The 19,160-nt window shown below is 40.8% G+C and carries 21 protein-coding genes; 1 reads left to right on the top strand and 20 read right to left on the bottom strand.

Annotated features, from left to right (window positions below):
* Positions 1 to 61: 61 nt before the first annotated feature.
* The 18 genes from aroB to ACEQ1T_RS17845 form a co-directional block, all read right to left on the bottom strand.
* Positions 62 to 1,138, bottom strand: coding sequence for a 3-dehydroquinate synthase (gene aroB / locus ACEQ1T_RS17930; RefSeq protein ID WP_206838201.1), 1,077 nt, complete (start codon positions 1,136 to 1,138; stop codon positions 62 to 64).
* Complete coding sequence (aroC, locus tag ACEQ1T_RS17925) at positions 1,138 to 2,310, bottom strand: chorismate synthase (protein ID WP_206838203.1); 1,173 nt, start codon at positions 2,308 to 2,310, stop codon at positions 1,138 to 1,140. Before aroC ends, aroB begins: the two co-directional genes overlap by 1 nt.
* Before the next feature lie 207 nt (positions 2,311 to 2,517).
* Entirely contained in the window at positions 2,518 to 3,291 is a 774-nt protein-coding gene (locus ACEQ1T_RS17920) for a protein-glutamate O-methyltransferase CheR (protein ID WP_206838205.1), read from the bottom strand.
* A 121-nt stretch (positions 3,292 to 3,412) separates the two neighbouring features.
* Positions 3,413 to 3,859, bottom strand: a complete 447-nt coding sequence (gene ndk, locus ACEQ1T_RS17915; protein ID WP_370224044.1) for a nucleoside-diphosphate kinase — start codon at positions 3,857 to 3,859, stop codon at positions 3,413 to 3,415.
* A 168-nt stretch (positions 3,860 to 4,027) separates the two neighbouring features.
* The gene (hepT, locus tag ACEQ1T_RS17910; RefSeq protein WP_206838210.1) at positions 4,028 to 4,990 is read right to left on the bottom strand and encodes a heptaprenyl diphosphate synthase component II; all 963 of its coding nucleotides are present in this window, start codon (positions 4,988 to 4,990) and stop codon (positions 4,028 to 4,030) included.
* A gap of 82 nt (positions 4,991 to 5,072) precedes the next feature.
* Positions 5,073 to 5,774 (bottom strand): demethylmenaquinone methyltransferase, encoded by a 702-nt coding sequence (gene menG, locus ACEQ1T_RS17905; RefSeq protein ID WP_206838212.1) that lies wholly within the window; start codon positions 5,772 to 5,774, stop codon positions 5,073 to 5,075.
* Positions 5,775 to 5,777: 3 nt separating this feature from the next.
* Entirely contained in the window at positions 5,778 to 6,626 is an 849-nt protein-coding gene (locus tag ACEQ1T_RS17900) for a heptaprenyl diphosphate synthase component 1 (protein WP_244671122.1), read from the bottom strand.
* Between the two features lie 245 nt (positions 6,627 to 6,871).
* Positions 6,872 to 7,108: a trp RNA-binding attenuation protein MtrB gene (mtrB, locus tag ACEQ1T_RS17895; protein ID WP_206838215.1), complete on the bottom strand. Its 237-nt coding sequence runs from the start codon at positions 7,106 to 7,108 to the stop codon at positions 6,872 to 6,874.
* 122 nt (positions 7,109 to 7,230) lie between these two features.
* Positions 7,231 to 7,797, bottom strand: a complete 567-nt coding sequence (gene folE, locus ACEQ1T_RS17890; RefSeq protein ID WP_206838218.1) for a GTP cyclohydrolase I FolE — start codon at positions 7,795 to 7,797, stop codon at positions 7,231 to 7,233.
* Positions 7,798 to 8,014: 217 nt separating this feature from the next.
* Positions 8,015 to 8,287: a non-specific DNA-binding protein Hbs gene (gene hbs / locus ACEQ1T_RS17885; RefSeq protein ID WP_009332755.1), complete on the bottom strand. Its 273-nt coding sequence runs from the start codon at positions 8,285 to 8,287 to the stop codon at positions 8,015 to 8,017.
* Positions 8,288 to 8,723: 436 nt separating this feature from the next.
* Positions 8,724 to 10,202, bottom strand: coding sequence for a stage IV sporulation protein A (spoIVA, locus tag ACEQ1T_RS17880; RefSeq protein ID WP_159864366.1), 1,479 nt, complete (start codon positions 10,200 to 10,202; stop codon positions 8,724 to 8,726).
* Positions 10,203 to 10,553: 351 nt separating this feature from the next.
* Positions 10,554 to 11,267: a hypothetical protein gene (locus ACEQ1T_RS17875; protein ID WP_206838219.1), complete on the bottom strand. Its 714-nt coding sequence runs from the start codon at positions 11,265 to 11,267 to the stop codon at positions 10,554 to 10,556.
* Between the two features lie 25 nt (positions 11,268 to 11,292).
* Positions 11,293 to 11,496, bottom strand: a complete 204-nt coding sequence (locus tag ACEQ1T_RS17870) for a DUF2768 domain-containing protein (RefSeq protein WP_035330135.1) — start codon at positions 11,494 to 11,496, stop codon at positions 11,293 to 11,295.
* 244 nt (positions 11,497 to 11,740) lie between these two features.
* Entirely contained in the window at positions 11,741 to 12,802 is a 1,062-nt protein-coding gene (locus ACEQ1T_RS17865) for an NAD(P)H-dependent glycerol-3-phosphate dehydrogenase (protein WP_370224040.1), read from the bottom strand.
* 96 nt (positions 12,803 to 12,898) lie between these two features.
* Positions 12,899 to 14,209 carry a ribosome biogenesis GTPase Der gene (der, locus tag ACEQ1T_RS17860; RefSeq protein ID WP_370224039.1) on the bottom strand — a complete coding sequence of 437 codons (1,311 nt, stop codon included), beginning with the start codon at positions 14,207 to 14,209 and terminating at the stop codon, positions 12,899 to 12,901.
* Between the two features lie 581 nt (positions 14,210 to 14,790).
* Positions 14,791 to 14,976, bottom strand: coding sequence for a hypothetical protein (locus ACEQ1T_RS17855; RefSeq protein WP_113884521.1), 186 nt, complete (start codon positions 14,974 to 14,976; stop codon positions 14,791 to 14,793).
* 3 nt (positions 14,977 to 14,979) lie between these two features.
* Complete coding sequence (locus tag ACEQ1T_RS17850; RefSeq protein WP_206838225.1) at positions 14,980 to 15,867, bottom strand: YIEGIA family protein; 888 nt, start codon at positions 15,865 to 15,867, stop codon at positions 14,980 to 14,982.
* Positions 15,864 to 16,472, bottom strand: a complete 609-nt coding sequence (locus tag ACEQ1T_RS17845; RefSeq protein WP_370224036.1) for a hypothetical protein — start codon at positions 16,470 to 16,472, stop codon at positions 15,864 to 15,866. The genes ACEQ1T_RS17850 and ACEQ1T_RS17845 overlap by 4 nt, the downstream gene beginning before the upstream one ends.
* Before the next feature lie 147 nt (positions 16,473 to 16,619).
* On the opposite strand from ACEQ1T_RS17845, the gene ACEQ1T_RS17840 reads away from it, so the two are divergent.
* Positions 16,620 to 16,763, top strand: a complete 144-nt coding sequence (locus tag ACEQ1T_RS17840) for a YpzI family protein (protein ID WP_113884518.1) — start codon at positions 16,620 to 16,622, stop codon at positions 16,761 to 16,763.
* A 44-nt stretch (positions 16,764 to 16,807) separates the two neighbouring features.
* Here ACEQ1T_RS17840 and fni read toward each other — a convergent pair whose 3' ends face one another.
* Positions 16,808 to 17,869 carry a type 2 isopentenyl-diphosphate Delta-isomerase gene (fni, locus tag ACEQ1T_RS17835; protein WP_370224034.1) on the bottom strand — a complete coding sequence of 354 codons (1,062 nt, stop codon included), beginning with the start codon at positions 17,867 to 17,869 and terminating at the stop codon, positions 16,808 to 16,810.
* 12 nt (positions 17,870 to 17,881) lie between these two features.
* On the bottom strand, positions 17,882 to 19,021 hold the full coding sequence (gene rpsA, locus ACEQ1T_RS17830; protein WP_370224033.1) for a 30S ribosomal protein S1: 1,140 nt from the start codon (positions 19,019 to 19,021) through the stop codon (positions 17,882 to 17,884).
* Between the last annotated feature and the right edge of the window lie 139 nt (positions 19,022 to 19,160).

The following is a 19,160-nucleotide window of genomic DNA, read 5'->3' as shown; positions in this document are numbered from 1 at the left end:
CAGCACCTCCCAAAGCTGATACACCAGCCTTTTTATCTCTTAATAATAAAGACTTCCTTGTTTATTTTAAAAATGTTGCAAGCTCCTGCAGAATAACATCATCAGAAACTTGGTGTATAACGGGCTTACCCACTTCTTTTAAAAGAACAAAGCGGACATTCTGGCCTTCTGATTTTTTATCCTGCTTCATCCTTTCCAGCAGTTTTGAATGTGATAAATCTTCCGGGAGGCCGGTTTTGTAGCCAAGCTGATCAAGCCATCGCCGGAATTCGTTAACATCAAAACGCAGGTCAAGCATTTTTTTACTTAATTGGAGTGCGAATAGCATTCCTACTGCGACAGATTCTCCATGTGTCCATTCTCCATAGCCTTTTTCTGCTTCGATTGCATGGCCCAGGGTATGGCCGAAATTCAGGAATGCACGAACACCCGCTTCCTTTTCATCCTCAGCAACGATCCTGCCTTTGATTTCTATCCCCTTTGTAAGCATCCCGCTTATTTCATCAAAAGGAATGCCATCAAGCGAGCGGATGTTGTTTTTAAGACTCAAATAAAAGTTCATATCATGTATCAAGCTATGCTTTATAACTTCTGCAAACCCTGAGCGCCTCTCTTTTTGAGGAAGGGAAACAAGAAAATCCAAGTCATAAAATACGGCTTGAGGCTGATAAAAAGACCCTACCATATTTTTTCCTAAAGGATGGTTGATGGCCACTTTCCCACCAACGGCGCTGTCATGCGCCAATATGGTTGTAGGAAGCTGAATGAAAGGTATCCCTCTCATAAATGTGGCTGCAACGAAACCTCCCAAATCTCCGACAGCTCCCCCGCCAAAAGCCAGAATAAGAGATTTTCGGTCAAGCTTATGTTCCAAAGCAAATGACAAGCATTGATAGTAAACTTCAAAAGTCTTGGCTTTCTCCCCGCTTGGCACTGTGCAGACTTTTGCCTCTATATCCTTAAGTGCTGTTTCCAGAGCAGGAAGATGTATGGTCCGGACCGTTTCATCTGTGATTATCATTAAATTGGTCATAGCCGGAAAAGTATCTTTAATATATGATTCCAATCCTTCAATTGCCCCTGACCCTATATAAACTGGATAGGTCCTTCCGGGGGTTTTAATTGAAATACTATTCATTAAAACTCCCTCGCAAATTTTCTTTGCTGTTCAACCGAAGCTTTTAAAGCTTCGAACCGGTCAGAATAAAATTGATCGACAATAGCTGAAGCCAGTTCCCAGGCAATTACATTTTCTGCAACGACTGCTGCTGCAGGCACTGCACAGCTGTCAGAACGCTCTATGCTTGCTGAGAAGGGTTCCTTTGTTTCAATATCGACACTTTGAAGGGGCTTATAGAGGGTAGGAATTGGTTTCATCACTCCTCTGACGACAATAGGCATCCCCGTTGTCATGCCCCCTTCTAAGCCGCCAAGCCTGTTTGTTTTCCGATAATAGCCTTTTTCAGGATCCCATGCGATTTCATCATGAACTTCACTTCCGGGCTTCCTTGCAGCCTCAAAGCCAATGCCAAACTCAACACCTTTAAATGCATTAATGCTTACCATTGCCCCTGCTAGCTTTGAATCGAGCTTGCGGTCATAGTGTACATAACTTCCGACTCCCGGAGGCATGCCTTCAACAATAACCTCAACTACTCCGCCAATGGAATCGCCATTTTCTTTAGCGGAATCAATGGCATCCATCATTTTTTGGCCGGCATCCTGATCTAAACAGCGGACAGGTGAGTCTTCTGTGATTTCCTTTAACTCTTTTAGTGAAGAATAATCTCTTTTGCCTGAAACAACCCCGCCAATTTCAATAACATGGGCTGCAATTTCAATCCCCAATTCAGAGAGCAGTTTTTTGGCAGCTGCACCGGCTGCCACCCTCACTGTGGTTTCCCTGGCTGAAGATCGCTCCAGCACGTTCCTCATATCCCTGTGCCCATATTTAAGGGCTCCATTTAAGTCAGCATGGCCTGGACGGGGACGGGATATTTTTCTCTTTACTTCACCCTCATCCTCAGAATTAAGCGGGTCCTGGCCCATAATTTTTGTCCAATGCTTCCAATCATTATTCTCAACAACGAGTGCCACCGGCGATCCTAATGTATATCCATGCCTGATACCCGCTGTTATTTGAACAGTATCCTTTTCAATTTGCATCCTTCTGCCTCTGCCGTATCCTTTCTGGCGTTTGGCAAGTTCTTCATTAATATCTGAATCAATCAGCGGCATTCCTGCAGGCAGGCCTTCTATTATAGTGGTCAGCTGCGGTCCGTGAGATTCACCAGATGTAAGATATCTCAAAACTCTTTCCCCCTTCAACTCATTAAAGGATTATGTATCAATATAACATAATGATAAATATAAGAATAGATAAAATTGAAAATTCCTATAATATTTTATTTCTTATTATGAATGGAGCCATTTTAACACGAATAGTTATTTACTACAAAACGGGAAAAACAAAGAAAAGAGGATGTCTGAAAATAATCCCCTATGCTGTTGCTATTTTTATTCTTTTCTATAAAAAAAGGTTTCAGCAGATTCCAAGTGATAACGGCCAGCGTTAAAAATCTGTTCAGTGCTCCCAACAAAGAATATGCCATCTTTTCTTAATGCGCTGCTGAATTTATGATAAAGCTGATCCTTTGCTTCTTCTGTAAAATAAATAAGAACGTTCCTGCATACAATTAAATCAAAAGGCCCGCCGAAATCGTCTGCAAGGAGGTTTTGCTTTTTAAAAATTACCGTCTTTTTTATATCCTCTGATACTTTATAATAACTTCCTTCACGCCAAAAGAACTTCTGTCTAATCGTTTCAGGAACTTCATTAAGCGAACGTTCAGGGTATACACCAATCCGGGCCCTCGCCAGGGCATTTTCATCAATATCTGTTGCAGTAATCTTTATTTGGGATATTGGCAGCAATTTTGATAAAATCATGGCAATTGTATAAGGCTCTTCACCAGTGGAGCATGCTGCGCTCCAGATTTTCAGATTCCTATTCTGCTCTAATAGCCCCGGCAGGATTTTTTTTTCAAGCACCTCCCACCTCTGCGCATTTCGGTAAAATTCGGAAACATTTATCGTCATCCTGTCCAAAAAATCATTCAGGAGTTCCCTATCCTTGACTATGCCATTAAAAAAATCTCCAAATGAATTAAAGCCTTTTTTCTCATACAATGATATCAGCCTTCTCTTCATTTGTGCTTCTTTGTACAGAGAAAGATCGATCCCTGTATTTCTTTTTATATTTAGAATAAAATCCTGATAATCGTTAGCCATTCCTTTTCCCCTCTTATAATAATTGGTGAGCATGTGTCTCCTTTTATCCATGCCCGCTATCTGTAAAAATGAATTCGGTTACAAAAAAAGCACTTGTCAGGGACAAGTACTTTTTTGAATATTAGTTAATCCCTTCATTCATTAGCTTTTTGTATTCCACTTTTTCTTCCTCTTTGAAGAAAAGGCCGATTTCACGTTCAGCACTTGCCGGTGAATCTGATCCATGGATTACATTTTTTCCAACTGTGATGCCGAATTCTCCGCGGATTGTTCCAGGAGCAGCATCTTTAGGATTTGTTGAACCCATCATCTGACGAGCTGTAGCGATAACATTTTCACCTTCCCAAACCATTGCGAAAACTGGTCCGGACGTAATAAAGTCAACAAGTTCTCCGAAGAATGGACGCTCTTTATGCTCTCCATAATGCTCTTCCGCAAGTTCCTGACTGATGCTCATTAGCTTGCCGCCTACAAGCTGAAAGCCTTTCTTTTCGAAACGGGAAACGATTTCCCCGATTAGATTGCGCTGCACTCCGTCTGGTTTAACCATTAAAAATGTTCTTTCCATTGAATTCCACTCCTAAAACTTATGTATAGTGATTTATGTTAATCCACGAAAATATTAACATTGTTTTGAAAATTTAGCAACAGAAATCTGAAAGCGCTTTTACTTAATAATTCCCGGAAAAACAAAATTGCCGGCACCCTGTAAAAGTGCTGGCAATTAATTGGCGGATTAAAATTTTCTTTTGCCTATAAATTTAGCAATATCCCGCAAAGCTTTCTTTGACCTGGAAGGAGGCAGCTCTTCGAGAACCCCCAAGGCTTTCTGCAGATATTTATCACTAATTTGCAGGGATTTTTCAATTGCACCGGAGTCTTTGACCAAGGCAATTATTTTCTCTATATCTCTTCGTTCAGTTCCTTCGTGGACTCTGCTGATTTGATCACAGATGGTCCTGTCCTCCATCGCAAATAAAGCAGGGAGTGTAATGTTACCCTGATGGAGATCTCCTCCTGCCGGCTTGCCAAGCTCTTTATCAGTACCGACAAAATCCAGGACATCGTCAATAATTTGATACGACATTCCCACAAAATAGCCGAATTTAAAGAGCTTTTTATGTATACCTTCCTCTACATTAGCCGCAATGCCGCCAAGCTGGCAGCTCACCGCAATAAGCATGGCTGTTTTTCTTTTAATTCTCCGGAAATATGTCCTTATATTCTGATCATAGTTATACTTATCTTTAATTTGCTCAATTTCACCTATGCACAGTTCCACAAGGGTATGAGAGAGAATTTTGTGAGCATGCGGATTTTCCACATTGGTTATTAATTCCAAAGCGCGCGCGAAAATATAATCACCGGTATACATGGCAATCTTATTATCCCACTTTGCTTTAATGGTAGGCTGCCCCCGGCGGAGTTCTGCATCATCAATAACATCATCATGGACTAGCGACGCCATATGGATAAGCTCCAGTGATACCGCTACGTTTTTAATTTTATCAATATCATATTCTCCGAATTTTGCAGCAAGCAAAACAAAAACTGGGCGGATTCTTTTCCCCCCGGCCTGCAGCAGATGCAGGGATGCCTGATGCAATAGAGGAGACTCTGCCTTAATGGTCTCCTCAAGCTCGTTCTCTATAACAGTTAAATCTGAATTTAAAAATGAATACATCATTTTCAATTTCATTTGCTTACTCACCCAGCTTATCGATCCCGTCTGATCTATTCTCTATCGTTCGATGAGAAACATACAGAACAAGTTATTATTTTTATTTCGTTCCAATGTGTACAGCAGCCACACCACCGCTATAAGGCTTAAATGTGACATTTTTAAAGCCTGCTTCCTCAAACATTCCTGCAAGTTCTTTCATCCCTGGAAAGTCTCTGGCTGATTCCTGCAGCCAGGAATATTCATTAAAGCTTTTGGCAAAAAGTTTGCCAAACATAGGCATGATAAAACGGAAGTAGAAATAATAAGCCTGCTTGTATCCGAACAGGGTAGGCTGAGAAGTCTCCAGACACACTGCTATACCGCCAGGCTTTGCAACACGGTGCATTTCTTTTAATACCTGCAGATAATCCGGAACATTGCGCAGTCCAAAACCGATTGTAACATAATCGAAGGAATTGTCCGCAAAAGGGAGCTCCATTGCATTTCCATGTACAAGCTCCACTTGCTTCAGTTTCCGATCCTTAATTTTTTCCTCGCCGATTTTTAGCATATTTTTACTAAAATCCAAACCTACTACTTTACCGCTTTCTCCTACGGCTTCAGCAAGCGCTATGGACCAATCGGCTGTACCGCAGCATACATCAAGAGCTTTTGAACCCTTTTGAACATTCATCTTTTTCATTGTATCTTTGCGCCATCTTAAGTGCTGCTGAAAGCTGATGACTGAATTCATTTTATCGTAGTTGCCATAAATCTTTTCAAATACGCTATGAACACGTTCTTCTTTTGATTGCTGCATATTTTATCCTTCTTCCACAAAAGTTTTAGCCACAGACTGACTATTATTGAAAATGCAGTGAATACGCTGCTCTAATAATTCATTTGCAAGAGGAAATTTCCTTAGGGATTGATCAACCAAATTCCTTGAAAAATCAATATATCTGTCACAAATGAGAATCAGATATCTCCGCTGCTCCGCAGACATGTCTTTCACTTTTGGGAAAGTCAGTTTTTTAAGGGCTTCAAAAACAACTGAGGTGCCTTCCTTCATGAACTGCTGCTTTTCTGCAATCAGGCGCTTAATGAATAAAAGATTCGATATTACCTCTTTCCAAGCTGCCTTGCTGAATGCATCAGCCAGTTTTTCAAAAAGTGACGCCTCAACTTTTTTGACTGAATTCATCAGGCTGTCAACTGCATCAGGAGACTTCTGATATAGCGAAATTTTATGCTCATTTACATCTTTTATCCCATCTGCGAAGGCCCTGATCATTCGGATATCATCAAAAGCTGCGAGAATCTTGTAATATAAACCGCTGTAATAAACACCTGCAAGGACAGTAAGCTGTCTGTGTTTAAGACCATTGTCTTCAGATTCATCGTTCTTAACAAGTTCATGGGTATCAAGGGCGATTTGGATAAGCATTGCAGTTACTGCATATTTTTCTGCTTTTGAGTCAGGTATTTCCACATCATCCAGGAAAGAGATTAGAAGCAGAAGCTTGTCTTCATCAATAACAGGAGAATCAATATATCTGAGCAGATAAGGGTGGTTAACTTTTTTCTCAATCTGTTCTTTAACATCTGCTAATTTAATCTTCACATCATGCATGCCATCACCCTTGTTTCCCCTTAGTTTTCTTTTTTCCATAGCCGCGATTTCTCAATGTGAATACTGCGACAAAGAGAACGGGCACATATTGTCTTATTCATCTTATCTATTTTTAGCCAAATCATTGATTACTATTAAATGTAAAACGGGCAAAAAAAAACCTTTTACCCGGTATCTTGTATTCAAGAGAAATAATCAAGCAGAGACAATTATATCATAAATTACAGGAACATGTCAGGACAATCTCCTGTGAAAATATCCTATCCTTCTAATCAAAGGGAAAGCTATTTCTTTCCTTCACTTTCTATTTCCCCGCAGCTTGTCATTATTCTTGCATTCCCCCGGATTTTAATCGCAGACGTATGCTCGGTAAACTGAGCAATCATTACTTCACCCTGGTCAAGTTTTTCTGAATGGTGGAATCTTGTATCAGAGCCTCTTGTTAACCCTATGACGTTAACACCGTCTTCTTTGGCTTTTATCACAATATAATCATGTCCTGATGGACTTTTCTTTTCCATCCATACCATCCTTTGCTAAATAATGTTCATTCATAATTACTTACAAAAAAAGGCTAAAAGTTTTATCTTTCAGCCTTTGACCTATTTATAGCCTGAACTCACCATTAACAGAGCTCTAATTTTTATTGTTTAATCAGCGAAAGGACTTCAGCCCGTGCTCTTGCATCCTCTGCAAAAACGCCTCTTACTGCTGATGTCACCGTTTTTGAACCAGGTTTTTTAACACCTCGCATTGTCATACACATATGTTCCGCTTCTACAATGACCATTACACCATGGGGCTCAAGCTTTTCCAGGATGGAATTTGCTACAGTAGATGTGATGCGTTCCTGAAGCTGAGGACGCTTTGCAACTGCCTCCACAGCTCTGGCAAGTTTGCTTAAACCTGTTACTCTGCCGCCCCTCGGGATGTAAGCTACATGAGCAACACCAAAGAAAGGCACAAGGTGATGTTCACACATAGAGTAAAATGGAATATCTTTAACTAAAACAAGTTCTTCATGATCTTCGCCAAATACTGTTTCAAAGTATTCTTTAGGATCCTGGTTAAGCCCCATAAAAACTTCTTCATACATTTTTGCGACTCGCTTTGGCGTATCAAGAAGTCCCTCGCGATTCGGGTCTTCACCGATTGCCTCTAATATTAAACGCACCGCATCTTCTATCTGGGCACGATTTACTTCTGCCATAATTATGCCTCCTATGTATTAACACTGTGGTAATAATATGTTCATATTAGCATAACCCTTTCATTCAGGCAAAACGAAACTTCCGTGTCTTTCACTAATATTAATAAACCGCCGTTTCCCCTGTGGTCAGCGCGATTTCAGATCGGATAAAAAAGAAAAAACCGCGAATATTCGCGGTTTTTAGCTCAAGCATAAGCTTTAAGCACTTGTATGTAGATTATTTAACTGCATCTTTAAGCGCTTTACCTGGTTTGAAAGCAGGAACTTTGCTTGCAGCGATTTCGATTTCTTCGCCAGTTTGCGGGTTGCGTCCTTTACGGGCAGCACGCTCGCGAACTTCAAAGTTTCCGAAACCGATTAGTTGTACCTTATCACCATTTTTCAAAGCATCAAGGATTGTATCGAAAACAGCATCAACTGCTTTAGTCGCGTCTTTTTTAGAAAGTTCGCCAGCTTCAGCAACTGCGTTAATTAGTTCTGTTTTGTTCATGCCTTTCACCTCCTCCCAAATATGGATAAAACCCAGTAAAATAAGATTCCTTACATACATTTGTAAACAAAATTACTGAATTCTATACGTTATGGCGTTTTTTTGTTTAACAAGCCCTATAATAAATGATAAATTGAAATTTTTCAATCCAAAAATCATTATAAACCCTTTAAATATAAGGGTTTCGGCCGCCATAACAGTAATTCTGTTAAAAGATTATCACAATCAAATGCTGTTATCAAGAATATTTCATGATTTAATGGGAATCTTTTCTTCTTTGCAACATATTTGTAATAAGCTGACCTGTTTTTATTACCCTTACGGCGCTTTTTAAAACACTATTTTAAAAAGTCAATTGCAAATTAAGCAGTGAATTTTTCAAACGTTTCCTTTAAATTAGGATAAACGTAAAAAAAGACTCCAAAAGGAGCCTTCATTAAAGGATTATCGCAATTAATCCGCCAGAGCCTTCGTTGATGATTCTTTCTAATGTTTCTTTCAGTTTGTATCTTGCATTTTCAGGCATTAGGGAGAGTTTGGCCTGAATTCCTTCTCTTACGATGGAGCTTAGGCTGCGTCCAAAGATGTCGGAGTTCCAGATTGAAAGCGGATCGTCTTCAAAGTCCTGCATTAGATAGCGGACAAGTTCTTCACTTTGCTTTTCTGTTCCAATAATAGGTGAGAATTCAGATTCCACATCTACTTTAATCATATGAATAGATGGAGCAACTGCTTTTAGTCTTACACCAAAGCGGGATCCATGGCGTGTAATCTCCGGTTCATCCAGGCTCATATCAGCAAGCGAAGGAGCAGCAATACCGTAGCCGGTTTGCTTCACCATTCTCAGTGCATCGGAAATTTGGTCATACTCTGCTTTAGCATGGGCAAATTCCTGCATCAGCTCGAGCAAGTGGTCTTTTCCGCGGATTTCAACACCGACTATCTCTTTAAGGACCTCATCGTAAAGATCGTCTGGCGCATATAAGTCAATTTCGGCTACTCCCTGCCCCATTTCAATTCCTGCAAGGCCTGCCCGGTCAATGAATTCAAAGTCGCTGAATTGATGGACCACACGGTCAACATCTCTTAGCCTCTTAATATCCTTAACCGTTTCTTTAACAGCTTCCTGATAGCTTTCACGAAGCCAGTGATCTTCATGCAGCACCATTACCCAGCTCGGAAGGTTTACATTGACTTCCAGTACCGGGAACTCATAAAGAGCTTCACGCATAACATTTAATACATCTGATTCCCTCATGCCTTCAACACTCATGGCCAGGACAGGGATATCGTATTTTTCAGCAAGATCATTTCTCAGTGCATCCGTATTTGGATGGTGTGGCTGGACACTGTTAATGATCATGATAAACGGCTTGCCAACTTCCTTTAACTCTTCAATAACCCGTTCTTCGGCTTCCAGATAATTCGCCCTAGGGATTTCTCCAATTGTTCCGTCAGTTGTAATCACCACTCCGATAGTCGAATGCTCCTGAATCACCTTTCTTGTTCCTATTTCAGCAGCTTCATGAAAAGGAATCGGCTCTTCATACCAAGGTGTATTGATCATTCTCGGGCCGTTTTCATCCTCATAGCCCTTCGCCCCAGGTACTGTATATCCCACACAGTCCACGAGCCTGATATTTACATCCAGCCCTTCTGCAACATGTACTGTAGCAGCCTGGTTAGGGACAAATTTCGGTTCTGTTGTCATAATTGTTTTGCCGGCAGCACTTTGAGGAAGCTCATCCTGTGTGCGGGCACGTTCAGCTTCATTCTCCATATTTGGCAGTACAACCAGTTCCATAAACTTTTTTATAAATGTAGATTTGCCTGTGCGAACTGCGCCAACTACTCCAAAATATATATCGCCGCCAGTTCTTTCGGCAATATCTTTAAAAATATCAACCTTTTCCAAGTGATCCCCTCCTGAAATCTTGAGTTAATGGGATAATATTATCCTATCTATTATGTTTGGACATTATATGTGTATGATGTTGTCCTACATTGTTATGACAGTTTTTTTAAATTTTTACCCCCCTATCAGGAATGTGCACTGCACCTGCCAGCCCGGCTGGAAATCGGCAATCCTATGACAGTCTGAAATGGACAGCTGGCCACTCCAGATTTCCTTTTTTATTTACTAACTCCCCTTACTTCTTTATTTCTTTGCCTTTATGCTTATAGTCAATAGTTGAAGAGTGGTTATAAAAGTATATAAAAAAATAACCCTTCTCCTACAATATATTTTGCAGGAGAAGGGTTATGACTATTTCACCAAAAAGATTGGATCATTCGTGCCGGGATCAATTGTATATGGCAGAGAATAGGCGGGAACAAAATCAGAATCCTCCACAAGAAGATCTCTAATATCTTCTCCAGATTCAGGCTTGTTTTCCTTATTTTCCAATGCCTGATATAAATCAGCCCGATAATCCACATATACCTCTGCATTGCCGGTAACGACATACGGGAGGCTCTGGCCGCTGTATGGACTGAGGGCTTTAGGTTCTTCCTTAAATCCTAATTTTTTGAAATCCATTGTAAAGACATTTTCAGCAATCTGCTCTTTATAAGGCGGGAACCCATGTGCTTTAACCCTAAGGTTAATATCCCTGATGGTTTCAGCAATTCTTAAATCAAAAATCTTCACTTTCGGATCTGATTCTGCATCAACGATCACATATTGAAAAACTCCGCCTGATTCAAAGGCATTCCCAGGCGGCTCTGCCATATATTCCGGGGCAATTTTCTTAAAGTCAATTGGATACTTTTGATAGATAGGGGTTGTCTGATCCTTGGTTTTAATCGGCAGAAGGCCATTATTTGCTTCCCGATATTGGTCCACTGCCGACTGGACAGACTGGAGCTGATCCTTGTAGGCTATCTGATTTTGCGATAATTTCTCTTCAGGATACATACACCCCGTCAGAATTAAAGCTCCACTCAACAAAAGCAAAAACATGTTAAAAGCTTTTTTCATTTAATCAACCCTTTATGTAAAAGTACTAGCTGCTTGTCGGACCGCTGAACACGACAATCACTATAATAATCCCGCTTATTATCATTAAAAAGTAGGCAACAATGGCTGTTATAACCTTAAAAACTCCAGCTTTCAGCTTGTAGCGGCTAAGATATATTAATATTATTGATAAAAACATAAATCCCATTGATGCTAGGGATATCCACATTTTCATTAAAGCCGGCGACATACAAATCAACTCCCTTTTCCGAGATGTATTATAACATATTAAATGAATAAATCTAAAAGCTTTTCATTGCGAAAAAAATTAAGCACAAAAAAACTGAGGCAAAGAAGGGGCAATTCTTTACCTCAGCCATTTGACTAAATAACCCAGCACCCTGTTCATTACACTAGTTTGCTTCGTTGCATTGTATGCAGGAACCTGCTGTCTCGCATCATCTAATGCCTATATTTTTCAATTAATAAACATTTCAGTTCTTTTTATTCCCGCTTTGATCTTCCAAAACGTTCGCAAGATCTTCCATCTCATGTGTTTTTCCCCTTGCCATCAGAAGATCAACAGCATCCTTCGCATTGACATTATTAAACAGAACATCATACAGAACAGTGGTAATTGGCATTTTTACGTTATATTTTTGAGCCAGCTGATGTGCCGCCTTTGTTGTCCTGACTCCTTCTACGACCATGCCCATATTGTCAAGGACCTCCTGGAGATTATGTCCCTTTCCAAGAAGGTTGCCTGCCCTCCAATTGCGTGAATGGACAGACGTGCATGTAACGATCAAATCACCGATTCCCGCTAATCCGGAGAAAGTAAGCGGGCTTGCTCCCATCTTCATTCCGAGTCGGGCAATTTCAGCAAGACCTCTGGTTATCAGGGCTGCCTTGGCATTGTCTCCATAACCTAAGCCATCTGTAATTCCAGCTGCAAGGGCAATGATATTTTTTAAAGCCCCTCCAATCTCCACTCCAATGATATCCGGGTTTGTATATACTCTGAAATTGTTATTGATAAACAAATCCTGAATTTTTTCGGCGGAGTCCATATTTTTTGATGATACCGTAACAGTAGTTGGATGCCGCAGACTAACTTCTTCTGCATGGCTTGGACCAGAGAGTACCACTACACTTTCCAGAAGATTTCCGGGCATTTCTTCTTCAATCATTTCAGAGATCCGGAGAAGTGAGTCTGGTTCAATGCCTTTACTTACATGCACTATGGTAAGAGGCTCTTTTCTAATTCCCTTGATCTTCCCTACTACTTCACGAATGGCCTTTGTCGGGACCGCCAAAATCAAAGTGTCTGTTCCGGTTAAAGCCTCTTCAAGCGACGTGTATCCTCTTATTCCTTCAGGCAGATGTATCCCTGATAAATATTTTTGATTCATATGCTGCTTATTGATTTCCTCTATTTGATCAGGATTATGGCCCCACAGTCTGACATCATGCCCATTATCCGCAAGCACCATCGCCAGGGCAGTACCCCAGCTGCCGGCACCTGCTACAGCTACACTTTCTTTTTTCTGCTCCATTTGATCACTGCCTTTTAACGTATTTGGATGCATCAAAAATTCATACGATTCTGCCTGCCAGACAACAATAAAGATTTCTGGCTGGCGTCATCATAATTATTTTCTTTCCCTAGCAAATATCTTAATAGGTGTGCCTTCAAAGCCAAAAGCGTCTCTAATTCTGTTTTCCAGGAAACGTTCATATGAAAAATGAAGAAGTTCAGGATCATTAACAAACACAACAAATGTCGGCGGCTTCACAGCAACCTGTGTTGTATAATAAATTCTTAGGCGTCTTCCTTTATCTGTAGGTGTAGGATTCATCGCGACAGCATCCATGACGACATCATTGAGGACGCTAGTTTCAACACGCAGAGCATGATTTTCACTTGCTGTGTTAATCATTGGGATGAGAGTATGAATACGTTTTTTCGTTTTAGCAGAAAGGAAAACAACTGGTGCATAATCAAGGAATTGAAAATGCTCACGAATATTTTGTTCAAAAGCCTTCATTGTTCTCTCATCTTTTTCAACAGCATCCCACTTATTGACAACAATAACAACGGCTCTGCCTGCTTCATGAGCATAACCGGCAATACGCTTGTCCTGCTCAATGATTCCTTCTTCCCCATCGATGACCACTAAGACAACATCGGAACGTTCGATTGCCCGCAAAGCTCTCAGTACACTGTATTTTTCTGTTGTTTCATAGACTTTCCCTTTTTTTCGCATTCCTGCAGTATCGATGATGACATATTCCTGACCGTTAACCTTCACCTTCGAGTCGATAGCATCTCTCGTGGTGCCTGCTATATTGCTGACAATGACCCGTTCTTCGCCAAGCATTGCATTTACAAGAGAGGATTTCCCGACATTCGGGCGCCCAATTAATGAAAACTTGATGACGTCTTCTCCATATTCAGTTTGGCCATGTTTCGGGAAATGCTTGGCTGCTTCATCAAGCAAGTCTCCAAGACCAAGCCCATGAGAACCTGAAATAGGAAATGGTTCACCAAAACCAAGTGCATAAAAATCATAAATTAGATCCCGCATCTCAGGGTTATCGATTTTATTTACACCAAGAACTACAGGTTTTTTGGCTTTATATAAAATTTTGGCAACTTCCTCGTCTGCAGAGGTAACACCCTCTCGCCCGTTTACAAGAAAAATGATGACATCTGCTTCATCTATCGCAATTTCTGCCTGAAGGCGAATTTGCTCTAAAAATGGCTCGTCCCCAATATCAATTCCGCCTGTGTCAATAATATTGAAATCATGAGTCAGCCATTCTGCCGAACTATAAATCCTGTCCCTTGTCACTCCCGGAATATCTTCGACAATGGATATCCGTTCTCCTACAATTCTGTTAAATATCGTTGATTTTCCAACGTTAGGACGCCCGACAATAGCCACCACTGGTTTTGCCATGAACATCACCCTTTCAATTCTTTATTCTAAAATGTTTCAACATCCCATTTATGTTCCAGAAATGCCTTTACCTTGGTAAGCATACAGATGGCTGTCCACAATAACACTACATTGATGTTAAAACCATCCAAACAGCTGTACATTTATAAAATAAACCCTTCTCAAAGATAGAAGGGCCTAACTTAGATATTTTAACAAAGAGAAACCTTCCTAGCAATAGGAAAAGCGGAAGGCGCCCGCTTAATGAAGGCACGCAGACTAAAAACGCCACGTCCTGTGGCAACGTCTGCATGACCCACATCCTGTGGGCCTCAAGCATAAGACGAGCCGGCTGAAAGGTTGTTCTTTAACCTTTTGGACGGATTGGAAGAAATGTTGAGGCGACTGCCCAGGGACGACAAGCATAAGACGGTCCCTGTAAGAAGGTGGTTTTTCCTTCTGGAAGGGAACGGCTTATGACCTCGAGTCCCTAGGAGCCGAAACTAGACAAGCTTATGACCTCGAGCCGATGGCGACTGGAGCTAGACAGGTATCGAAGTTCAAAAATATAATTTCTGTTTTATTAAAACTTGGAAGCTACATTAATGCTTAACAATTACATATAGTTCTTCTGTTAATGCATGGGCAATACCATCAAGAATTGCTTCAAGATTGGCTGCGATGATTTCCATTTCTTTTTTATCTTCACAATGAAACACGGCGGTACCTGATGGTATCTTGGATGGATTTGTTGTAATTGCAGCCAGTATGAATTTTTCAAGCACCATACGCTAACTTCCTTTCCCATTCGTTTGCCGTTCAGTAGGCATCCTAATCGCATTTTCGAGTGTCGGAACCGCTTCGATGACTTTTATCGCTTTATTAATATTCTTTTCCTGCGGCAATACGAAAACTCCTACACGCCCATCATCCAGGTCCCTTTTCGCAAGCGGAACAAGCGCAGGAGTCCCGGAATCCCGGTAAACACCCAAAGCAGTAGAAACATCATGCAAAATAGCCTGCCTCTGCCCAAGATTGGCTATGGTGGAGCGGGCATTGAAATTTTTAGGTTTTAAAATAAATCCCATCCCATATCGCAGCACTTCCTCTTGTCTTTCGGGCAAACCTATATTCATGATATAAATATTATCCACATACAAGCCCGCTCCATCAAAACGCGGTTCCACAAACTCAACTTCAACAATTTCCTTCAGCCTTCCCCCTGACATTAATTTTTTGGAAATAAGTACGGCCAGAAGGGCTGCCGCAAGCCCTCCCCATATATTAAATACCAGATAGCCAAGCGTGCTTAATAAAGATGTGAAAATCACAAGATAATTTCTGCTCTCGAAGGCGATCGCTACACCTTCTATATACGTTTTGCCTCTCGGAACCATTTCGTAGCTGTCCAGTTCAGTAAGCGTGTTTCTTTCCATGTTTCTGACTTCCCTAAACTGGGATGCAGCAAGGGTCAGAAACGTAATAGCTGTGAATTCTTCCTCCATTATTGAAGGAATGGCCACCGTTCCCAGGCCGGCAGCAATGAATCCCAATGCAACGTGTATAATCTTTCCATGTAAGTATGTAGGATATTGCCGGTAGTCGGTCCGAAGCATATAAATACGGGTCAAAGTTCCAGCTGCCAGACCAAAAAGTATCGGGTACGTATATTCGCTCATGATAATTTTTGTTTCTCCCTTTCGAAATGTTTAAAGTTGGTTTCAATAAATTTAACCGCCCATTGCACTGTAATCCATACGGCCGATATGGAAACAGAGATTGCCATGATATCCAGAAAGGCCAATGATCCAATAGTGTAAGGAAAGGAAAATTGTTTAAGAATGAGCGCATATAGAACTTCACCCTGGATGCCACCCAGCAATATTAGCGGCAGTCTGAGCATTCTGTTTTTTTGCAGGAGAACAGCCATATAAACGAGAAGGATTGACAGCATCCAATTCCGGGAGAACATTACCCAAACCGGATCAAACAGTTCAAACAGATGAAATATGACATAGGCCATCATCAGGATGAAAGTGCAAAAAAAGAAATAAAGTTTACTCAGTTTTTTTAATCTCCCGGCAAAAATATATAAAGATACAATCAGAAAAAGGCCACCAATACCAGTTTCAACATTGAAGATTTTAAATGTCCAGGGTGACAGCGTAATGAAGATTAAAATCCAGGCAGACAATAGAAACCTGTATTTATTATTTCGATCCATAAAAAAAGTTGCCATAATCCAAACCATCCAGGAAATCCAATAGAAAATTAATCCTTCCATCCTCTACCTCCTATCATTTCCATTATGGCTTTTTCGTATTAAAAATAACCCTGCAAGTTCAAAAGGATTATTCCTTTTGAATCACAGCTATCTTTTTGCATAATTCCTTTACACTCACTTCATCTTAATAACATGGAGGTGTTTATTATGGGCAAAGACAGACAGGAAAAAAAGCTGAAGAACAGCGGAAAAGTGGAATCCGATCGCGACCAGGCACTTCATTATCCTGGAGCTGCCAAGATGCAGAGCCCCGAAGAAGCCAGATCTTTGAATGATTCAAAATACAGTTAAAGGTTAATATCCAAAAATAAAGCTCCCGTCAATTGACGGGAGCTTTATTTTTGGATTATTCGCTGAGAATAGGCTTTTGTATCAATGCCACGTTCATTCAGCCAATGATGAGTTTTTTCGGTTATTATAATTGGAGCCTGCTGAAGCTGGGTGATGTTTGCTGCACCAAGGGCAGTCATGATCACTTTTAATTCAGTATGCATATTGTTAATCTCTTCAATGAGTGCTTCAAGTCCTTCTTTCATCAGAACCTTTAAAAAGTATCCCGCCATCCCTGCAGCTCCTGCCCCAAGAGCAATTGCCTTAGCTATTTCATGACTTGTTCGGATGCCCCCGGAAGCTATGACTTCAATATTATTTTCCAAAGATGCAGCTTCTGCAATGGAGACAGCTGTCGGGATTCCCCACTCATTAAAAAACGACAACAGTCTCTCTCTTCTGGCATTTTCTATGCGGGAGAAATTCGTTCCGCCAAATCCGCCAATATCAATTGCTGTAACACCGGTTGATGCAAGCATTGAAACTGTTTCTTTATTTATGCCAAATCCCACTTCTTTTACAACTACTGGAACTTCAGAATGAGAAACGATATTTTCAATTCTTTTTAAGGCACCCCGAAAATCACGGTCACCTTCAGGCATGGTCAATTCCTGGACTACATTTAAATGAATTTGCAATGCATCTGCTTCAATCATATCAACCGCTGCTTTTGCCTGATCGATTGTAGCTTCGCTGCCTAAATTGCCGAAGATAATTCCACTGGGGTTTTCTCTCCTGACAACCCTGTAGGATTCTGCTTCACTTGGATCCTTCAGGGCAGACATTTGAGATCCAACTGCCATAGCAAGACCTGTTGATCTGGCAGCCAGGGCGAGATCCCGGTTAATTTGAACCGTTCTTTCTCCTCCGCCCCCTGTCATGGCATTTATAAAAATTGGCGAACTTAATGTAAGTCCGCCAATTGAAGTGCCTAAATCAGCCTGATCAAGAAACGCATCAGGAAGACTTTGATGAATAAATGCAATATCCTCTAATCCGGTATTGCTGTTTTGGCCCGTTGCCAAAGCATGCTGGATATGATCCCATTTACGTTTTGATCTAGACAAAATTTATCACCATTACTTTTTTAAATTCTTTAGCTGGTCGCCAATCATATCACCAAGTGAGAAGCCTTTATTTTCTTCAGGAAGTTCATAGTCAGTCACTTCTTCCTGTTCCTTTTCAAGAAGATCTTTGATGCTCAATGACAGGCGCTGGTCCTGTTCGTTCACATCAAGAACCTTTACTTTTACTTCCTGTCCTTCGCTCAATACTTCATGAGGAGTCCCAATATGCTTATGCGCAATTTGAGAAATATGGACAAGTCCTTCTACACCTGGGAAAACTTCCACAAATGCTCCATAAGAAACAAGTCTTTTTACTGTTCCATCGAGAGTGCTTCCTTTAGGAGCCTTTTCACTGATATTATCCCAAGGCCCTGGCAATGTCTCCTTAATGGAAAGTGAGATGCGTTCATTGTCCCGGTCTACACTTAATACTTTCACTTTCACTTTTTGGCCTTCTTCCACAACATCTGAAGGCTTCTCTACATGCTCATAAGAAAGCTGGGAAATATGGACAAGACCATCGATCCCGCCGATATCAACAAATGCTCCAAAGTCAGTAATTCTTTGAACTGTTCCATCCAAAACCTGACCTGCCTGAAGGGATTCAAGCACCTGGTGTTTTTGTTTTCCTTTTTCTTCCTCTATTACAGCACGGTGAGAAAGAATGAGGCGATTTTTATCTTTATCAAGCTCTACAATTTTAAATGTCATCGTTTTGCCTTTATAATCAGTAAAGTCCTCAACAAAGTGAGCTTCAACCAGGGAAGCAGGAACAAATCCGCGCACACCCAAGTCTACTACTAAGCCGCCTTTTACAACATCTTTTATTTCTGCTTCAAAAACTTCACCCTCATTAAATTTCTTTTCGAGAGTTTCCCATGATTTACCGGCATCAACTTTTCTTTTAGAAAGAATAAGGGCATCTTCCTCCACTTTTAAAACTTCAAGCTCGAGCTCATCTCCTTCTGAAACCGCATCGCCTGCTTTTTCAATATGAAGGCTTGAAAGCTCGCTGATTGGGATAATCCCATCCAATTTACTGTCAGCAAGGTCAACAATGACTTGCTTTTCTTCCACTTTGGTAACTTGGCCTTTTACCTTGTCACCCACCTCAAAATTTTTAACTTCTACTTGATTCATTTCCTCTGACATATGTATTCCTCCTTAATCCAATGGCTGCTTTCAAATTTTTAATCTGTATTCAACTGCCTGCCATCCAGGCAAGAACCCTGTGTCAGCAGCAGAAATACTCGAATGGCTATTTATTTTGCAGGCTATTTTTCAACTGCTG

The sequence above is a fragment of the Cytobacillus sp. genome (assembly GCF_964223445.1).
GTDB lineage: Bacteria > Bacillota > Bacilli > Bacillales > Cytobacillaceae > Cytobacillus.
This window is presented reverse-complemented; position numbering and strand designations above follow the sequence as displayed.

Excerpts from the sequence above, each read along its gene's own strand:
- folE (WP_206838218.1), bottom strand. The coding sequence starts at position 7,797 with ATGGCAGAAGTAAATCGTGCCCAGATAGAAGATGCGGTGCGTTTAATA.
- aroB (WP_206838201.1), bottom strand. The coding sequence starts at position 1,138 with ATGAATAGTATTTCAATTAAAACCCCCGGAAGGACCTATCCAGTTTAT.
- der (WP_370224039.1), bottom strand. The coding sequence starts at position 14,209 with ATGGCAAAACCAGTGGTGGCTATTGTCGGGCGTCCTAACGTTGGAAAA.
- ACEQ1T_RS17900 (WP_244671122.1), bottom strand. The coding sequence starts at position 6,626 with ATGGAAAAAAGAAAACTAAGGGGAAACAAGGGTGATGGCATGCATGAT.
- rpsA (WP_370224033.1), bottom strand. The coding sequence starts at position 19,021 with ATGTCAGAGGAAATGAATCAAGTAGAAGTTAAAAATTTTGAGGTGGGT.
- ACEQ1T_RS17875 (WP_206838219.1), bottom strand. The coding sequence starts at position 11,267 with ATGAAAAAAGCTTTTAACATGTTTTTGCTTTTGTTGAGTGGAGCTTTA.
- ACEQ1T_RS17850 (WP_206838225.1), bottom strand. The coding sequence starts at position 15,867 with ATGAGCGAATATACGTACCCGATACTTTTTGGTCTGGCAGCTGGAACT.
- ndk (WP_370224044.1), bottom strand. The coding sequence starts at position 3,859 with ATGGAAAGAACATTTTTAATGGTTAAACCAGACGGAGTGCAGCGCAAT.
- ACEQ1T_RS17865 (WP_370224040.1), bottom strand. The coding sequence starts at position 12,802 with ATGGAGCAGAAAAAAGAAAGTGTAGCTGTAGCAGGTGCCGGCAGCTGG.
- ACEQ1T_RS17855 (WP_113884521.1), bottom strand. The coding sequence starts at position 14,976 with ATGGTGCTTGAAAAATTCATACTGGCTGCAATTACAACAAATCCATCC.
- ACEQ1T_RS17920 (WP_206838205.1), bottom strand. The coding sequence starts at position 3,291 with ATGGCTAACGATTATCAGGATTTTATTCTAAATATAAAAAGAAATACA.
- ACEQ1T_RS17845 (WP_370224036.1), bottom strand. The coding sequence starts at position 16,472 with ATGGAAGGATTAATTTTCTATTGGATTTCCTGGATGGTTTGGATTATG.
- mtrB (WP_206838215.1), bottom strand. The coding sequence starts at position 7,108 with ATGGAAAAGAAAAGTCCATCAGGACATGATTATATTGTGATAAAAGCC.
- menG (WP_206838212.1), bottom strand. The coding sequence starts at position 5,774 with ATGCAGCAATCAAAAGAAGAACGTGTTCATAGCGTATTTGAAAAGATT.
- hepT (WP_206838210.1), bottom strand. The coding sequence starts at position 4,990 with ATGAAATTGAAAATGATGTATTCATTTTTAAATTCAGATTTAACTGTT.
- ACEQ1T_RS17840 (WP_113884518.1), top strand. The coding sequence starts at position 16,620 with ATGGGCAAAGACAGACAGGAAAAAAAGCTGAAGAACAGCGGAAAAGTG.
- ACEQ1T_RS17870 (WP_035330135.1), bottom strand. The coding sequence starts at position 11,496 with ATGTCGCCGGCTTTAATGAAAATGTGGATATCCCTAGCATCAATGGGA.
- hbs (WP_009332755.1), bottom strand. The coding sequence starts at position 8,287 with ATGAACAAAACAGAACTAATTAACGCAGTTGCTGAAGCTGGCGAACTT.